Below are 16513 nucleotides of genomic sequence, written 5' to 3' on the forward strand. Positions count from 1 at the left end.
TTTTTACGATATCAACAAACAAATCTATGACTTAATATTAAAAGCATGCACCTTTGATATCTCAGGGATATCACCGACGAGTAGCCACGCTGCAGGGATAGTGGATGATCGAAACACGTTTGCTCAGGCAGTTCATCGCTGTGGCCGAAGAATTGCACTTTCACAAGGCCGCCGAGCGCCTGCACATGGCGCAACCACCGCTGAGCCAGGCGATCAACCGCCTTGAAGAAAAACTGGGCTTCAGCCTGCTGCTGCGCAACAAGCGCGGGGTGCGCCTGACCGCAGCGGGTGCGGCGTTTCTGGACACGGCCTACCGCACGCTGGCTGAGCTGGAACAGGGGATCGAGTACGCCCGCAGTGTGTCTGCGGGGGGCAGCGGCAAGCTGACCATCACGGCCATTTCCATCGCCTATTACGACTCGCTGCTCAGCAGCTTGCGCCGTTTTCGCGAGACTTATCCGAACGTGCAGTTAACCATCCGCGAGATGCCATCCGCGTCACAGGCCAAGGCTTTGCTGGCCGGTGAGGCAGATATCGGCTTCATGCGCAGGCTGCCGCTGCCGGCTGGCACCCTTGACGCACGGTTGTTGCTTGATGAACAGATCGTCATGGCCTTGCCCGCCAGCCACGCGAAGGCGCAAGAGGGGGAAGTCGACCTGCGCGAGTTTGCCGATGAGGATTTCGTATTCACCCCGCAAGCCTTGGGTGGTGGCTATCACGCGCAGTTGCTTGCGCTGTGTGAGGCGGCGGGTTTTTACCCCCGGGTGGTGCAGGAAGCTGCGCAGATTCACACTTTGCTGGGCCTGGTAGCATGCGGTTTTGGCGTGGCCCTGGTGCCGGCCTCGTTCGTCGGTTCCACTGCGCGTGAGCGGGTGCAGTTTTGCCCGATCCGGCCGATCGATAAGCAACCCGCACCCGGGATCGGCCTGTACATGAAATGGAACCCCCAGAACGCTTCGCCAGCACTGGCCAACTTCATTGCCATGTTCGATTCCCAGCCCACCATCAGGTAACCCTGTGGGAGCGGGCACGCCCGCTCCCACAGGGTTCAGCGCAGGTCAGGTTCGCTTTGCAACGCGCCACAGCCGACCAATGTCACAAGCCCGCGCCTGCAGCAACTGCGCAGCATTGGCACAAGCCTGCTCCAGGCTCATCGGCCCGCTGGCCAACGCAAATGCAGCATCGACCCCATGGGCATACAACTGCTGATAACCCTCACCCAAGGTCCCGGCCAGCACCACCACCGGCACGCCATGACGCTTGGCTACCCGGGCCACACCCATCGGTGTCTTGCCACGCAGTGTCTGGGCATCGAAACGGCCTTCACCCGTCACCACCAGATCTGCCCCCTGCACCAATTCATCGAGGCCGGCCAGCTCGGCCACTACCTCCACCCCAGGGCGGAACTGTGCGCCCATGAAGGCCCGGGCAGCGAAGCCCATGCCACCGGCAGCGCCGCAACCTGGGTAGTCGCGCACATCCTTAGCCAGCACCTGTGCACAGATATCGGCAAAATGCCCCAGCGCCTGGTCCAGGGCCTGCACCTGCTGCGGGCTGGCCCCCTTCTGCGGGCCGAAGATCGCCGAAGCACCATTGGCGCCACACAGCGGGTTGTCGACGTCAGCCGCCACTTCAAATTGCACTTCGGCGAGCCGGGGGTCGAGGTCGCTGGCGTCGATGCGGGCCAGCTTGGCCAGGGCCAGGCCGCCCTCCTCCAGCGCTTGCCCGTCAGCGTCCAGCAGCCGCAGGCCAAGTGCGCGCAACATGCCGCTGCCGGCATCGTTGGTGGCGCTGCCACCGATGGCCAGTACTACCCGCTGCGCACCGGCGGCCAAGGCGGCTGCAATCAGCTCGCCTGTGCCCCAGGTGCTGCTGCGGCAAGCGTCGCGCTGGCCGGTCGGTACCAGTTGCAGGCCACTGGCCTGGGCCATTTCGATGATTGCCGTACGGCTTTGCGGCAACCAGCCCCATCCGGCCTCCACGCTCTGCCCCAGCGGCCCGCGCACGGTCTGGCGGCGCAATTCGCCGTGGCTGGCGGCAAGGATCGCCTCCATGGTGCCTTCGCCGCCGTCGGCCATCGGGCACTCGACAAGTTCAGCGTCCGGCCACGCCTCGCGCAGTCCCACGGCGATAGCGCGGGCGACACCGGCAGCGTCGAGGCTGTCCTTGAACGAGTCGGGGGCAATGACGATCTTCATGGCGATTCTCCTGTCCTGATGAGCGGCATGCTGACAGCTGTTCGCCAACGGGGCCTCGGTCAAATGCACAAAACGCCGGACGGGTTGTTTGGGCGGATGCCTTCGTAACTGCTTGCCGGCCTTGTAGGAGCAGCCTTGTGCTGCGAAGAGGCCCGCATGGCCGGAGCGGGTTTGTCGCCCTGACCGGCCCTTTCGCAGCACAAGGCTGCTCCTACGGGAATCGCGTCAATCTGCTGGCAACAGCTGCAACCCCAAGTACAAACTGAGCATTCCTTCCATGCGTAGCGGGTCGACCTCGCCCAGTTCGGCAATCCGCTCCAGGCGATAACGCAGGCTGTTGCGGTGGATGCCCAGGGCATCGGCACAGGCCTGGCTCTGGCCGTCATGGGCACACCAGGCGCGCAGGGTGGTGAGCAGCTGGCCGCTGTTGTCCCTGGCGCGAATGCGCTGCAGTGGCTCCAGCAGCTCATCCAGCGCATCATCATTGCGGTGACGCCACAGCAGCGCCGGCAGCCGGTAGCGCTGCAGGCTGAGCAAGCGTTCGGTAGGCAATACCTCGCGGCCATAAGCCAGCAAATCGCGTACCCGGCGGTAACCCCGGCGCAACTGCTCCAGGCTCTGCGCGGCACTGCCCAGGGCCAGCCGCTCCACGTCCCAGCCATGGCGTTGCAGGCGCTCCAGCAGGCGCGGCTCATCCAGTGCCACGCTGGCCGGCCGGCACCACAGCAATGACTGGCGGGCCGGGCTGACACACCAGCTGTCCGGATACCGGCTCATCAACCACGCCGACAACGCCTCGGCGGGTGGCCCCGAGGCCAGTTCGAACAGGCAAGGTACCCGCGGCAGCTGAGGCTTGAGGCCCAATTGCCGGGCTTCGTCGAGCAGCCGAGGTGAATCACCGCTGCCGCCCAGCAACAGCGCCAGCAAATCATCACAGCGCTGCCGTCGCCATTGCTGGTCGGCCTGTAGATGGCGCTGGGCCAACAGCATCTCGGCAGTCATGCGTACCAGCTCACCATAGGTGCGCACCTGCTGCGGGTCCCCGGTCAGGCCCAGTACACCCATCAACCGGCCATCGAGCATCAGTGGCAGGTTCACCCCAGGCTGCACACCCTTCAGGCACTTGGCCGCGTCAGTATCCAGTTCGACGATTCGGCCGTTGGCCAACACCAGTTGCGCCCCTTCGTGTCGGGTGTTGATGCGCTCCGGCTCGCCGCTGCCCAGGATCAAGCCCTGGCTGTCCATGACATTGACGTTGCACGGCAGAATGGCCATGGCCCGGTCAACGATATCCTGTGCCAGGTCATGGTCGAGTTCGAACATTGCGTGGTCCTTTAGGTGTTAGGCTTTTGGGCTCGGGCACAGCAGCCTGGGCCAAGCACTGTGCAAAAGCACAAAGACAGGCTAGCCGCAGTCCCCGAGACTCGTCAGGGCGAGCGCCGGAACAGGCGACGCGGCAAAAACCATAACAAAAGAGAACCCGATCATGGCACACAGCCCCGCCCCTGACCAAGGCTCGGACACCACCCGCAACGCGCTGTACCGGCGCATCACCCTGCGGCTGATTCCGTTCATTTTCATCTGCTACCTGTTCAACTACCTGGACCGCGTCAACGTCGGCTTTGCCAAGCTGCAAATGCTCGACGCCCTGAAATTCAGCGAAACGGTGTACGGCCTTGGTGCCGGCATCTTCTTCATCGGTTACGTGCTCTGCGGCCTGCCGAGCAACCTGGCACTCAACCGCTTCGGCCCGCGGCGCTGGATTGCGCTGATGATGATTGCCTGGGGCAGCCTGTCCACCTGCCTGCTGTTCGTCACAACCCCCACCGAGTTCTACGCCCTGCGGCTGCTTACCGGCGCTGCCGAAGCCGGCTTCTTCCCGGGCGTGGTGCTGTACCTTTCGCGCTGGTTCCCGGCCGCCCGTCGCGGCCGCATCATGGCCCTGTTCATGTCGGCAATCCCGGTGTCGGGCCTGCTCGGCGGGCCGTTCTCCGGCTGGATCCTCCAGCACTTTGCCGCCGGCCAGCACGGCCTGGCCGGCTGGCAATGGATGTTCCTGATCCAGGGCCTGCCCACCGTTGCCTTGGGTGTGCTGGCGGTGTTCCTGCTCAGCGACGGTTACCAGAAAGCCGCCTGGCTGAGCCCGGCCGAGCGCCAGCTGATCGCCAACGACCTCGAAGCCGACGCTGCGGGCAAGCCGAAAACCACGGGCGATGGCGTGCTCGCCGTGTTGACCAACCCGCTTATCTGGACCTTTGGCTTCATCTACTTCTGCATCCAGAGTGGCGTGTACGCGATCAACTTCTGGTTGCCGTCGATCATCAAGAACATGGGCTTCGACAATCCATTGCTGATCGGCTGGCTCAGCGCCATCCCGTACCTGCTGGCCGGTGTGTTCATGATCCTTTGCGGCCGCTCGGCAGACCTGCGCAACGAGCGCCGCTGGCACCTTGTGGTGCCGATGCTGATGGGCGCCGTTGGCCTGCTGATTGCGGTGAACTTCGCCGGCAACCCAGCCATTGCCATTCTGGGCCTGTCGATCGCCACCATGGGCGCGCTGACCGGGCTGCCGATGTTCTGGCCGATGCCAACCGCCCTGCTCAGCGCCGGTACAGCAGTTGCCGGGCTGGCGATCATCAACTCCGTGGGCCAGATGGCCGGTTTCCTCAGCCCGTACCTGGTGGGGTTCATCAAGGACCAGACCGGTTCCACCGATGCCGCGCTGTATTCGCTGGCGGCGTTGATCGTGCTGGGTAGCCTGGTCGCCCTGCGTGTCACGCGGTCGGGTGCGCTGAGTTCTGCACGCGCCAGTTGAGCCTGTTTGCGGGTAAACCCGCTCCCACAGGCATGCCACAGCCTTCGAGGCTGTGGTGATCCTGTGGGAGCGGTTTCACCCGCGAAGAGGCCCGCCAGGCCACCCTACATTTCCCTCCTCCACCGATCGTCGGTTCAACGCATCCCCTCCCTACCCCAGGCGTCAAATGGTTCCAAAGGCCCCTTTGGAGAACCCCATGACCCAGCACGCCGTGGCCCGTCTGGCCCAGCTCGACGAGCACCGCCCCTTGCGCGTCCAGGCCGGCAATGAAGAGCTCATCCTCATTCGCCAGGGCGAACAGGTGCATGCCTACCAGGGCAACTGCCCCCACGCAGGTGCCCCACTGGATGAAGGCCTGGTCTGCGGCGGCCTGCTGGTTTGCCCTTGGCACAAGGCTGCATTCGCCGTCGATGACGGTGTGGTCTGCGAACCCCCTGCGCTGGCTGACCTGCGCCGCTACAAGGCCTGGGTGAAGGACGATGAAATCTGGGTCGACGACCAACCGCTGCCCGCCATCGAACCACCCAGGCACAGCGATGCCCGCTGCTTCGTTGTGGTCGGCGCTGGTGCGGCCGGCAGCGCCGCGGTAGCCACCTTGCTGGCCCATGGCTTCGCTGGCCGGCTGGTGTGGATCGAACAGGAGCGCCAGCCGGCCTACGACCGCACCGCGCTGAGCAAATTCGTGATTGCAGGGCAGATGACGCCCGATGAAGTACCGGCGTTGCTCGAAGCCGACGCCCTGCGCAAGGGCCAGTTGGAGCGCAAGCACGGCAAGGTGCGCACCTTGAACAGCCAGAAACGCCAAATTACGCTGGTCGATGGCCAGCAGATCGGTTACGACGCCTGCCTGCTGGCCAGCGGCGGCAAGGCACTACGCCCTGATATCCCCGGCGCCGACTTGCCCGGCGTGTTCACCTTGCGCTCGCGGGAGGATGCCGCACAGCTGCTCGACGCAGCCGAACCCGGCCAGCCGGCGGTGATCGTAGGTGACGGCTTCATCGGCCTGGAGGCGGCCTCGGCCCTGCGCAGGTACGGCGTTCAGGTGCACGTGGTGACTCGCCATGAAGTCCCGCTTGCCAAGCAGTTAGGTGATCGCATCGGGCGCAGTATCCGCGAACTGCATGAGCGTAAAGGGGTTACCTTCCATGGCCCTACGCAAGTCCAGCGGTTTGAAGGCCGGGACAAGGTCGAAGCGGTGCTGCTGGCCAACGGTGAACGCCTGGAGACGCCACTGGTATTGCTTGGCACCGGTGTGATACCGGCCACCGCTTTCCTGCAGGGCGTGCAGTTGAACGAGGACAAGTCGCTGCGGGTCGATGCAGAAATGCGCGCCGCTGACGGTTTGTGGGCTGCAGGTGACATCGCCACGTTCCCGCTCTCGGGTCGCCCTGTACGCATCGAGCACTGGCGCCTGGCCCAGCAACACGGGGTGATCGCCGCCGCCAACATGCTCGGCGAGCAGCGCCGCTACGCCGATGTGCCATTCTTCTGGACCTACCAGCACGGCCGCACCTATGAAGTGCTCGGCCACGCACGGGAGTGGAACCGGATCGAATTTGTCGGTGAGCCGGAAAAAGGCGATTTCATTGCCTTTCAGTGTGTGGGTGAACAGGTCGAGGCCGTCATCGCCAAAGGTTACTCCGATGCCATGGCGGCGCTGTCGCAGCGCCTGAAACGCCCATTGAACCTGCAGGAGGCGATCGCGCTGCTTGGCTGACAGCCGCCTTTAAAAGCGCCCCGGTTGTGTGTAAAACAGGTGGATCAGCCGACTGCAAAAGGACCAACGCGCATGATCTACCGCCCCCTCGGCCACAGTGGCCTGCAGGTTTCCGCCCTTACCCTGGGCAGCATGATGTTCGGCGAGCAGACCAGCACCGAGGACGCCCTGCGCATCATCGACAAGGCCTGGGACCAGGGCATCAACTTCATCGACACCGCCGACGTGTACAACGCCGGGCGCTCGGAAGAAATCGTCGGAGAAGCAGTGGCGCGCCATCGCCAGGACTGGATCGTTGCCAGCAAGGTCGGCTTCGGCCTGGCCGACGGCCTGCCGAACCGCAGCGGGCTGTCACGCAAGCACATCTTCAACGCGCTGGAAGCCACCCTGACGCGCATGGGCATGGACTATCTGGATATCTACTACCTGCACCGCGAAGACCACAAGGTGCCGCTGGAAGAGACCGTACAGGCCATTGGCGACCTGCTGCGCCAGGGCAAGATCCGCTACTGGGGCGTGTCCAACTTCCGTGGCTGGCGCATTGCCGAGGTCTGCCACGTTGCCGAGCGACTGGGTGTGCCCAAGCCGGTGGTCAGTCAGCCGCTGTACAACATCGTCAACCGCCAGGCCGAACCGGAGCAGCTCGCTGCAGCCGCCGCACACGGTCTGGGCGTGGTGCCATTCAGCCCATTGGCCCGGGGCGTACTCAGTGGCAAGTATGCGCCGGGTGCCGTGCCCGATGCCGGCAGCCGCGCCGGGCGCCAGGACAAGCGCATCATGGAGGTGGAGTGGCGCCAGGAGTCGTTGGCCATCGCCCGGCAGATCCAGGCTTATGTAGAGGCAAAGGGTATAGGCATTGTCGAGTTTGCCATTGCCTGGGTGTTGAACAACCAGTGGGTGAGTTCGGCGATTGTCGGGCCGCGTACCGAGGAACAGTGGGATACCTATGGTGGTGCATTGGCGGTGAAGATCACGGCGGAGGATGAAGCGTTCATCGATTCGCTGGTGACGCCGGGGCATGCGTCCACGCCGGGGTTCAATGATGTGGCCCACTATGTGAGCGGGCGGTTGGCCCGTAGCTGAATATCCCGTACCGGCCTTTTCGCGGGTAAACCTGCGATGGTTTCAAGGCGACCACAAGCCCTGTAGGAGCAGCCTTGTGCTGCGAAGAGGCCATTGCAGCTGAAGACAATCTTTAGCCTTACCGGCCTCTTCGCAGCACAAGGCTGCTCCTACAGGGCCGGTACTGACAACGCCATTGGGGAGCCCTGCGCCGGGCTTCCGGTCCCCCCTTTCCCCAATCATCTCGGTATCGTGCGCACCATTGGTTTTCACCTTTGGAGCTGCAATGAAACTCTTCCAACCCCTGCAAATCGGCCCGCTCACCTTGGCCAATCGGGTGTTCATGGCCCCCCTCACCCGCCTGCGCAGCCTCGAGCCGGGCGATGTGCCAACCCCCATGATGGCCGAGTATTACCGCCAGCGTGCCAGCGCCGGGCTGATCATCACCGAAGCCACCCAGATCTCCTTCCAGGCCAAGGGCTATTCCGGCTCGCCCGGTATTCATAGCGCCGAGCAGATTGCCGCCTGGAGGCACATCAACGAAGGCATTCATGCCGAAGGTGGCCACAGCGCCGTGCAGGTGTGGCACACCGGCCGGGTGTCGCACACCTCGTTGCAACCTGGCGGCGAAGCGCCTGTGGCGCCCTCGGCGCTGCCGGCCGGCGCACGTACCACCCTGCGTGACGAGCAAGGCAACCTGGTACGTGTAGAAACCTCCGCACCGCGCGCCCTGAACGAGAACGAAATTGCAGGCATCGTCGCCGACTTCGGCCAGGCAGCGGTGAACGCCCGAGAAGCCGGCTTCGACTTCATCGAACTGCACGCTGCCCACGGGTATTTGCTGCACCAGTTCCTTACCCCGAGCGCCAACCAGCGCGAGGACCGCTACGGCGGTAGCGTCGAAAACCGGGCGCGCATCGTGCTTGAAGCAGTGGACGCGGCAATTGCCAACTGGAATGCCGAGCGCGTGGGTATCCGCGTGTTCCCGCTGGGCGGGTTCAATGGCGTGGACAATGGCGAAGACCAGGAGGCCGCAGGGCTATACCTGATCCGCGAACTGGCCAAGCGCAACCTCGCCTACCTGCACCTGTCCGAGCCGGACTGGGCCGGCGGCAAGCCGCTGCGTGACGAGTTCCGCCAGGCGATCCGCGCTGCCTATCCGGGGGTTATCATTGCTGCGGGTGCCTACACCGCCGAGAAAGGCGAAGACTTGATTGGGCGCGGTTTGATCGATGCCGTAGCATTCGGGCGCAGCTACATTGCCAACCCGGACCTGGTACAGCGGCTGCGGGTGCAGGCGCCTCTGAACGAACATCGGGCACAGTTCGACTACGCCAATGGGCCCGAAGGCTATACAGATTATCCGTTTCTGCACCAGGCCATGGGCGCTGGTGAAGCTTGGGCTCACCGATAATCAGGGTATTCACCGGATACAGACGGCCATCCTGCCCCTGGATCTGAAAGACAAAAAACGGAGCCCTCCAAGGGCTCCGTTTTCCAGTGGCCGGGCACGCCTTAGCGTACCAGTCACTCAGGCATCTTACTCGGCGCGCACTTGCGCAGCCTGCATGCCCTTCTGGCCCTTTTCGGCAACGAAAGACACTCTCTGGCCTTCTTTCAGCGACTTGAAGCCGTCCGATTCAATGGCTTTGAAGTGGACGAAAAGGTCGTCGCCACCGCCTTCGGGAGTGATGAAACCGAACCCCTTCTCATCGTTGAACCACTTGACCGTTCCTGATTGTCTGTTGGACATACTCTAAATCCTCTAATGCTGGCTGGTGCGTTTACGTGGGTAGCTGAGCCGCCAGTCGATCGACTGGCATCTTCACACTCCATCTTGGGCGATATGAAGCCAACTAGCCACTCACACTTTTACCAGTACACAAAAAATTCGCCGATGCCAGCGATAAACCCAGATACAGGCTCGGCATGGGGGCCTGATAATCCCCAATCAGTGCTCCCAAGGCCCGCCCGATTCCCAGCTGGCGACCAACAAGTCGATGAAACCGCGTACCCGAGGGGACAGGTGGCGCTTGCTCGGGTACACGATGCGAATCGGGTCCGCCGGTGGCCGGTAGGCGTGCAGTACTTCCACCAGGGCGCCAGCGCGCAGGTCGTCACCGGTGATGTAGGTGGGCAGGTGAATCAGCCCGAAGCCGGCCCGGGCGCCGTCGAGCATCGCCTCTGAGCTGTCGATGTTCAACCGGCCAGGGTCTTCGCACAAGTGCAGGCCTGCTTCAGTGTCAAAGCGCCAAGGCATGGCTTTTTCGCCCGCGAGGAAGGCGATCTTGTCGTGACCATAAAGGTCGGCAGGCACCAAGGGAATACCTCGCGCTTCGAGGTACGCGGGTGAAGCGCAGGTGACAAACTGCTGCCAGGCCACCGTGCGGGTCAACAGCTGCGAGTCTTCCTTGGGTGCGCCAATACGCACCGCAACGTCTACGCCCTCCTCGACCAGGTCGACAAAGCGGTCTGTGAAGCGGATGTCTGCGCGCAGTTCCGGCCACTGTTTGAGGTACTGGTCCAGCACCGGCAGCACATGGCGCTGGCCGAGCGACAGCGGCGCAGTCAGGCGCAAGGTACCGGTGGGCTGGCCGCGGCGCTGGGCCATGGCGCTTTCCACCTCGTCCAGGTCATCCAGTATCTGTCGCCAGCGTTCGAATGCCACGAGGCCTTCATCGGTCAGGCTCAGCTTGCGCGTGGTGCGATTGAGCAAACGCACCGCCATGCGGGCCTCCAGCCGAGCAACGCTCTTGCCCACCGCCGACCGGGTCAGGCCCAGGCTTGCGGCGGCGGCAGTGAAGCTGCCGGCCTTGGCGGCGCTGACGAAGGCGGCGATATCGCCGAAGCGGTTGGGTTCCATGGACGGTTCCTAAGTGTGATGCGGCCGGTTTAGATGGGTCTGGATCTGTGAATTGCAAGCGCCGGGAACGGCAAGCCTCACGACAAGCCTTTGATCACAAGCAGATGCACGGGATAGAACAGGTATCCCCACCGCCCTACCGCAGGTACCCGCCAAGCATCATGACGCAACAACAGCCACCCGACAGGGACTGCCAGCGCAGCTGCGACCAGCGTCAGTAGGGTAATGGGGGCCAGAAAGTGCTCGCGCAGCCAGTTGTTGGTCAGGTTGCCACCAATGGCCATCAGGCAGGGTAGCAACCAGGCCAATCCGCCCTGCCTGCGTGCCACCAGCCAGGCGCCAGGTAGCAACACCCCCGCCAGCCCGTACATCAATTGATCACTGAACAACCACCCCGCCAGCAGGCCTGCAAGGCCAAGCACGCGCGCCGACCGCAATGGGTGGTGCGCACCCCAGGCAACCAGCAACCCCAGCACCAGTGTCGGCATTACACTGAACGTCTGCGAACCACTGTCCAGCCAACGATAGGCAGGCTCCGAGAGCACCGCGAACAGCAGCATCAGCGACAGATAGCGCAGATTGGCGCGGGTATGGAACAGCTCTGCCCTGGCGCGCCCCACATTCACCGCAATGGCCAGGCAAAACAGCGGAAACGCCAGCCGGCCGAGCACGAACAAACCATCGGCCTCAGGCCATATGAAGCGCAGGTGGTCGGCAACCATGGTCAGCATCGCTGTCCATTTGACCAGGTCCAGCCCGGCCGAACGCATGCCTCAGTGCCCGCGCTCGACCGCACCTGCCCCCAGGTACCGGTCGGTCCAGGCAGCCAGGGGCAAAGGTGGCTGCTGGTCGACGATACGACGCCAGATCAGCACCAGGTCATTGCCGTTGAACATTGACCCGGGCCCGGCGCCGTCCCACACCGAAGGCACATCGGCAATCCAGTGGCCCTGGGTGTCGCGGTGCGCCATGTTGAAACGGAAGGTGTAGTTGCCCGGGATGCCCATGCGCAGGTCGGTTACCACCAGCGCATCGCCTATCTGGTCATACCGCAGCCAGTCGCCGGTGAACCAGCGCAAGCGCTGGTGCAAAGGGTCGCCTGCCAGCGCGTTTGCCAGTTCCAGGTTACGCGGCAAGCGTTGCATTTCCGGCGCCTGCCGGTCGAACCCGCTGCTGATGCCTTCGTAGTAGTCGCCATTTTGGGTCTTGGCCATTACCCGCCAGACCAGGCTGTTGAATGCGATCGGCACGGCGCGAACCTCGCTCACGACGTTGCCTTGCTGGTCCAGTGCCGCCTGGAAGCGTTGCTCGGCTGCCATACGCCCGGCAAGGCCGAAACCCAGGTAAGCGGTACTGAACACCAGTGCAAGGGTCAACAGGCGTGTAGCCCGGCCGGTAACGCCCTTGATGCTTGTGTAGATGACTGCCGCCAGCAGTGGCAAGGTATAGACCGGATCAATAATGAACACTGCGGCCCAGCTTTGGGGGGTGGGTTGCAGTGGCCAGAACAGTTGCGTGCCATACACCGTAAAGGCATCCAGCAACGGGTGGGTGATGAGTACCAGCCAGAAGGCAAGGAACAGCCTGGGCAAGGTGTAGCCTTTGCCGGGCCAGCATTTATTGACCCCCCAGGCCAGCAGCAAAGCCAGCCCGGTGAGCACGAACAGCGAGTGCGAGAAGCCGCGATGGTAGGTCATCTGCGACACAGGGTCCGCATAGCGGATGATCACATCAAGGTCGGGCAGCGTGCCCAGGGCGGCGCCATACAACAGCGAGCGGCGGCCCTGGATGCGGCCAAGTACGGTGCCTTGCAGGGCAGCGCCGAGTACGGCCTGGGTAATGGAGTCCACGGGTAGCATCCCGGAAAGGTGGTTCCTGAAAGCTACCCTCAACCTGTGCCGATACGCAATTCCCGTGTAGGAGCGGCGAAATGCTCGTGATTTTGTGTATACCTTTCAGAACAACTGCCAGGTGTACACCAGGGTCAGCCGGTTCTCGTCGATATCGCTGCGGTAATTGGAACGTGCCATGGCGTTTCTCACCCGAATCCCCAGCCCTTTCAGTAGCCCGCTCTGTACCGCATAACCGATGTCCAGGTCGCGCTCGCGATCACGGCCTTCATAGCCCAGCCCGGTATCGACATTGTTGCCGGTGATGTAGCGCACGGTCGCCACCAGGCCTGGCACGCCCATGGCGGCGAAGTTGTAGTCGTAGCGCACCTGGTACGAGCGTTCGTCGGTGTAAGCGAATTCATAGGTCGGCACCTCGTTACCCAGCGGCGAAATATTGGCGAACACCCGTGGGAACGGGCTGTCGCCATAGATGCCCTGGTAGCCAGCATGGAAGCTGTGCCCGCCATGCCGGGCGGTGAACATCGAGAAGAACGCCTGGTTGTCGATGTTGCCCAGCAACGCCTCGCCATCCTCACGCGCGGTGAAGTAGCCCAGATTGGCACTGAGCACCCAGTCCCCCACAGGCTTGCTGTGCTTGAGGCCGACAAAGCCCTGTTCGTAGATATCCTCCAGTTGCCCGTACCACAGGCTGACGCTGCTCTGGTTGGCATTGAACGCATAGTCCCCGCCCACGTAGTTGAAGGCATCGCTCTCGGCCTGGCGCATCGGCACATGGCCGAGCATTGCGTTCATCTTGCCGTCGCCGCCTTCGTTGCGCAGGTGGGTGCTTTTCAGATGCCCGGCCTGCACGGTCAGCCCGTCAATTTCAGACGAGCTCACGCTGGCGCCCTGGTAGGTCGGCGGCAGCAGGCGGATGTCGCTGAAGGTCAGCACTGGCAGGTTCGGTTGCAGTTCACCGACGCGCAGTTCGGTCTTCGACAGGCGGGCCTTGAAGGTGGGCGCAAGGCGGCTGTACTCGTCGGCAGCACGGCCGTCGCCATGCACCGGCAGCAGGCCGGTGTTGGTGCGGTCGGGGCTGCTGTCGAGCTTGATGCCCAGCAGGCCCAGGGCGTCCACGCCAAAGCCCACCGTACCGGGCGTGTAACCGGACTTGAAGTCGAGGATGAAGCCCTGCGCCCACTCCTCGGCCTTGGACTGCTTGTTGGCCCCGACAATGTCGGAGAAATCGCGGCTGAAGTAATAGTTGCGGGCGCTCAGGGTGGCCTTCGAATCCTCGAAGAAACCGCCTTCGGCGGCCAGTAATGGTTGGCTGAGCAAAGTCAGGCCCAGGGCTACGCAAGGGGTGTTGTTCATTCCGAAGCTCTCTTGATCTTGTTTTTATGGATAAAGCGTTGGGAACACGGCGGTTCATGGGGTGCGGCGCAGCACCTCCCCGGCACGCGGCTGGCGCAGCCTGAGCAGTGCATGGGCCAGCAGGCCGAACAGCAGCCCCCAGAACGCTGCCGACAGGCCAAGGAAGGCCACCCCCGAAGCGGTGACCAGGAAGGTGAACAGGCCTGCATCGCGCTCGGCCGGTTCTGCCAGGCTGCGGGCCAGCGCCTCGCTGATGGCGCCGTACAGGGCCAGCCCGGCCAGGGCCGCGATCAGTGCGGCGGGAAAGGCTGCGAACAGCGACATCAACGTGGCACCGGCTATGCCCAGCAACAGGTACAGCGTGCTGCCAGCCACTGCCGCCACATAGCGCCGTCGTGGGTTTTCGTGGGCCTCATGGCCCGTGCACAGGCTGGCGGTAACCGCCGCCAGGTTCAGCCCGTGGCAGCCGAATGGCGCCAGGACGGCACCGGCCAGGGCACTGGCGCTGATCAACGGGCTGGCCGGTGTGGCGTAACCCGCATTGCGCAGCACCGCCATGCCCGGCATGAACTGCCCGGTCAGCGCCACCAGCACCATCGGCAGCGCCAGGCTGAATACCGCTGGCAGGCTGAACTGAGGGGTGATCCACTGCGGTGAAGCCAGTTCCAGCACCAGCGCCTCGCTACGGAACGCACCGCTGGCCACGGTCACCAGGGCGCCCACGCACAGCACCGCAGCCACTGCGTAACGGGGCTGAACCCGGCGCATCAGCACGTAGGTGACGAACATCGCCAGTACCAGCAACGGCTGCACTGGCAAGGCGCGGAACACTTCGATACCAAAACCGAACAGGATGCCAGCCTGCATGCCAGCGGCGATGGACCCCGGCAAGCGCGCGATGATGCGGTCGAAGGCCCCGCTGATGCCGATCAGCAGCAGGACCAGGTTGGCCACCAGATAGGCACCTACGGCCTGTTCCAGGCCGAGTTGCGGCAAGGCAGTGACCAGCAGCGCGGAGCCTGGGATCGACCAGGCGATCACTACCGGCACGCGGTAGCGCAAACTGAGCAGCGCACCAAGCACGGCACTGCCCATGGACACGGCCCAGACCCAGGATGACAACTGCTGGTGCGACAGCCCGGCCGCTTCGGCAGCGTGGAAAATGATCACCAGCGGGCCGGCGTAGGAGATCATCGTGGCGATGCAGCCCGCGACAATGGCGGACAGTGAGCTGTCCTTGATCAGGGTTTTCATGGCGCATCCCGCAAGGCAGTGGCCGGTCTTTGTGGCTGGCTCTTGTTCTTTTCGGGTCATGCCTGCGCCGCGATGGCCGGGGCTTGCCGACGGCCGCTGGCCAGGTGCACGGCCATGGCCAGGGCGGCAATCGCGCCTGGGATGGCGAAGGCGATGAAGTTGAGTTGCAGGGGCAGGTTGATGCCCATCAGTGCGCCGCCCAGCAAGGGGCCGACGATGGCGCCGTTGCGGCCGATACCCGAGGCCCAGCCAAGCCCCGTGGAACGCACCGACAGCCCATACATTTGCGCGGCGCCGGCATACAGCAGGATCTGCGTACCAATGGTGGTGGCGCCGGCAATGAAGATCAGCAGGTACAGCACCGGCATCGGGCTATTGACGCCCAGCAAGCTGATCGACAGCGCGGCGGCAATGAAGAACGCCACCTTTACCTTGACCAGGTTGTAGCGATCACCCAGCCAGCCGCCGAGGATGGCCCCAGCCATGCCGCCGAAGTTCAACGCCAGCAGGAACGACAGGCTGGAACCCAGGCTGTAGCCAGCGTTGGCCATCAGTTTTGGCAGCCAGGAGCTGAGTGCATAAACCATCAGCAGGCAGCAGAAGAACGCCAGCCAAAGTGCCAGGGTGCGGATGGCGAGGCCGTTGCGGAACAGCTCCAGCACTGACGCCCCGCCACCTGCTTTACGGTCAGCCGCCTGCAGCACGTCATCGGCCTGCACGTCGCAGTGCGGGTCGAGTCGTTTGAGCAACGCCCGCGCTTCCTCGGTACGCCCCTTGCGCACCAGAAAACCAATGGACTCTGGCAGGTAGTAGAGGATCACCGGCAACAGCAGCAGTGGTACAGCAGCGGCGAAGAACATCGACTCCCAACCGAAGCGCGGCAGCATGAAGATGCCAACGCCCGCCGAAAGCATGCCGCCCACCGAATAACCGCTGAACATGATCGCCACCAGCGTGCTGCGCAAGCGCTTGGGGGCGTACTCGTTCATCAGTGCCACGGCGTTGGGCATCAGGCCACCACAGCCCAGGCCAGCGATGAAGCGGTAGATGCCAAACTCGCTCGGGCTGCTGGCAAACCCATTGAAGATGGTCGCCACCGAGAACAAGGCGAAACAGATGGCAATGCCCTTCTTGCGCCCGATGCGGTCGGCCAGGCTGCCGAATGCCAGGGCGCCGAACATCATGCCGAACAGCGCGTAACTGCCCAGCGCGCCGGCCTGCAACGGGGTCAGGCCCCACTCTTTCATGATGACCGGCAGTACCACGCCGTAGATGAACAGGTCATAGCCGTCGAAGATCAACAACAGGCCGCACCAGGCCATGACCATCCAGTGAAACGGGGTAAAGCGCGCGTTATCGATGATCGGGTGTACGTCAAGGGTTCGCATGGCATCTGTC

14 protein-coding genes are annotated in these 16513 nt (G+C 63.5%); 5 read left to right on the forward strand and 9 right to left on the reverse strand.

Annotated elements, in window-relative coordinates; genetic code table 11:
* Positions 1-104: 104 nt before the first annotated feature.
* Positions 105-1013, forward strand: a complete 909-nt coding sequence (locus SB765_RS01785; RefSeq protein ID WP_410911674.1) for a LysR family transcriptional regulator — start codon at positions 105-107, stop codon at positions 1011-1013.
* Positions 1014-1058: 45 nt separating this feature from the next.
* Here SB765_RS01785 and SB765_RS01790 read toward each other — a convergent pair whose 3' ends face one another.
* Positions 1059-2198, reverse strand: a complete 1140-nt coding sequence (locus SB765_RS01790) for a glycerate kinase (protein WP_410911676.1) — start codon at positions 2196-2198, stop codon at positions 1059-1061.
* A gap of 225 nt (positions 2199-2423) precedes the next feature.
* Positions 2424-3521, reverse strand: a complete 1098-nt coding sequence (locus tag SB765_RS01795; RefSeq protein ID WP_410911678.1) for a sugar diacid recognition domain-containing protein — start codon at positions 3519-3521, stop codon at positions 2424-2426.
* Positions 3522-3684: 163 nt separating this feature from the next.
* On the opposite strand from SB765_RS01795, the gene SB765_RS01800 reads away from it, so the two are divergent.
* The 4 genes from SB765_RS01800 (at position 3685) to SB765_RS01815 (ending at position 9206) form a co-directional block, all read left to right on the forward strand.
* Positions 3685-5013 (forward strand): MFS transporter, encoded by a 1329-nt coding sequence (locus SB765_RS01800; RefSeq protein WP_063424194.1) that lies wholly within the window; start codon positions 3685-3687, stop codon positions 5011-5013.
* 196 nt (positions 5014-5209) lie between these two features.
* Positions 5210-6730: an FAD-dependent oxidoreductase gene (locus tag SB765_RS01805; protein ID WP_410930822.1), complete on the forward strand. Its 1521-nt coding sequence runs from the start codon at positions 5210-5212 to the stop codon at positions 6728-6730.
* 72 nt (positions 6731-6802) lie between these two features.
* The gene (locus SB765_RS01810; protein WP_341795519.1) at positions 6803-7813 is read left to right on the forward strand and encodes an aldo/keto reductase; all 1011 of its coding nucleotides are present in this window, start codon (positions 6803-6805) and stop codon (positions 7811-7813) included.
* A 265-nt stretch (positions 7814-8078) separates the two neighbouring features.
* Positions 8079-9206 (forward strand): alkene reductase, encoded by a 1128-nt coding sequence (locus SB765_RS01815; protein WP_410930823.1) that lies wholly within the window; start codon positions 8079-8081, stop codon positions 9204-9206.
* A gap of 126 nt (positions 9207-9332) precedes the next feature.
* Here SB765_RS01815 and SB765_RS01820 read toward each other — a convergent pair whose 3' ends face one another.
* The 7 genes from SB765_RS01820 to SB765_RS01850 form a co-directional block, all read right to left on the reverse strand.
* Entirely contained in the window at positions 9333-9545 is a 213-nt protein-coding gene (locus SB765_RS01820) for a cold-shock protein (protein WP_410911684.1), read from the reverse strand.
* Between the two features lie 198 nt (positions 9546-9743).
* Positions 9744-10655, reverse strand: a complete 912-nt coding sequence (locus SB765_RS01825; protein WP_410930824.1) for a LysR substrate-binding domain-containing protein — start codon at positions 10653-10655, stop codon at positions 9744-9746.
* Positions 10656-10732: 77 nt separating this feature from the next.
* On the reverse strand, positions 10733-11425 hold the full coding sequence (locus SB765_RS01830; RefSeq protein WP_341795516.1) for a TraX family protein: 693 nt from the start codon (positions 11423-11425) through the stop codon (positions 10733-10735).
* Positions 11426-11428: 3 nt separating this feature from the next.
* Positions 11429-12505, reverse strand: a complete 1077-nt coding sequence (locus SB765_RS01835) for a metal-dependent hydrolase (RefSeq protein ID WP_410930825.1) — start codon at positions 12503-12505, stop codon at positions 11429-11431.
* A 105-nt stretch (positions 12506-12610) separates the two neighbouring features.
* Positions 12611-13861: an OprD family porin gene (locus SB765_RS01840; protein ID WP_410911692.1), complete on the reverse strand. Its 1251-nt coding sequence runs from the start codon at positions 13859-13861 to the stop codon at positions 12611-12613.
* A 54-nt stretch (positions 13862-13915) separates the two neighbouring features.
* Positions 13916-15115, reverse strand: coding sequence for a benzoate/H(+) symporter BenE family transporter (locus SB765_RS01845; protein ID WP_341795513.1), 1200 nt, complete (start codon positions 15113-15115; stop codon positions 13916-13918).
* Positions 15116-15171: 56 nt separating this feature from the next.
* Complete coding sequence (locus SB765_RS01850) at positions 15172-16503, reverse strand: MFS transporter (RefSeq protein ID WP_410911694.1); 1332 nt, start codon at positions 16501-16503, stop codon at positions 15172-15174.
* Positions 16504-16513: the final 10 nt, after the last annotated feature.

It is taken from the genome of Pseudomonas sp. SIMBA_067 (genome assembly GCF_046534675.1).
GTDB classification, from domain to species: Bacteria; Pseudomonadota; Gammaproteobacteria; order Pseudomonadales; family Pseudomonadaceae; genus Aquipseudomonas; species Aquipseudomonas putida.